Source organism: Streptomyces sp. UNOC14_S4, assembly GCF_020740835.1.
Classification (GTDB): domain Bacteria; phylum Actinomycetota; class Actinomycetes; order Streptomycetales; family Streptomycetaceae; genus Streptomyces.
On sequence record NZ_JAINFC010000937.1, the window covers coordinates 1 to 1222 of the forward strand.

3 protein-coding genes are annotated in these 1222 nt (G+C 69.6%); all 3 read left to right on the forward strand.

Annotation, left to right across the window (positions count from 1 at the left end):
- Window positions 1-78 precede the first annotated feature (78 nt).
- Entirely contained in the window at window positions 79-372 is a 294-nt protein-coding gene (locus tag K6I34_RS37150) for a hypothetical protein (protein ID WP_229332420.1), read from the forward strand.
- A gap of 91 nt (window positions 373-463) precedes the next feature.
- A complete protein-coding gene (locus K6I34_RS37155; protein ID WP_229332421.1) occupies window positions 464-916 on the forward strand; it encodes a hypothetical protein in 453 nt (150 codons plus the stop codon).
- Window positions 917-923: 7 nt separating this feature from the next.
- Window positions 924-1222: hypothetical protein (locus tag K6I34_RS37160; RefSeq protein WP_229332422.1), on the forward strand; the 299-nt coding region annotated here is incomplete at its 3' end.

Here is a 1222-nt window from a genome sequence, read left to right on the forward strand (position 1 = left end):
GGATAAGAGACAGAGGTAGCCGCGATCCTCGACGAAGCACTCGACCCGAGGACCGGCCCGCTTCCCGGTCTGGAAGCAGTGGTCCGTCACAGCGCCGCACGCGCTGCCGAGACCGGACCGGCCCCGCTGCGCAGTGAGTTCACCGTTTCCTTCTACGCCATCGCCGCTCGCATCCAGCAGCTCCATCGCGATCTCACCGAACTCCGGCTCGGCGTGGGAGAGATCGCTTCCCTCACCCACGCCCACGGTGAGCACATCTGGTCCGATCTCCTCGACCAGAACCACACCGCACGCGCCACCCCCACGGCGACAGCCGCCTCCCCGACGCCAGCCAGGACCACCGCCACCGGCGGCGTCCCGCGCGGGCGTTGAACGTAGCCACGTGCCGCCGGTCACCGCCGTGCCCTCGTTGCCGCCACCGGTGACGCCCTTCACACTCTTCCCCAGCACGGAGCACACCCCTGTGGATAACCCAGACCCTCATGTCGTCGTCGGCCGCCACCCCGAATTCGGCTACGTCGCCCTGAACACCCAGGACTTGTTCGTCGCCGACCACGTACTCAAGCTCCTCGACTTCCAGCCCGTCCCCGGCAGCAAGCTCTACGCCCTGGCCAACCCGGAGCACGACGGCGAACGCCGCACCCGCCAGGCCATCGCCTCCCTACGCGCCGCCCGCTACCAGGTCGCCGCCGACATCAGCCTCGACCCCGCACCACCCCAGCAGGCCGCCACCCAGCGCCGCACCAACGAGCACCAGCAGAACACGACGCAGGGCAGGGCGCAGCGGACGACGCCGACTGCTCAGGCGGCGGTCGTGAAGTCCGCGGCCTGGCAGAGCCGTACCGATCTCCAGCCCATTCCGCCCAAGCCGAAGAACCCTCCGCTGTGGGCTCCCCGCAGCCAGATACGACGTTGAGGCCCCAATGGACCTGACACCAGCCGACCGTGTCACCGGCGCACGCTCCTCAGCAGAAGCGGCACGCATACTCCAGGAAGCGCTCGAAGATCCGCGCGGCCATCTGTCGGGCCTGTATGACCTGTTGGAGAGGGCCAGTATCTGGTTCGACGAGCACCCCGGCCCCAGCCCCAGCGATGCCGTCCGGCGGCTGCGCGACGCCACTGCCGCGCTGGATGCGATCGGAGACGACGTCGTCCGGCTCACCGAAGATCTCACCCACTCCCCCGCGCCCACACCCCGCGGTACGGGGCCTCGGCCGCACAC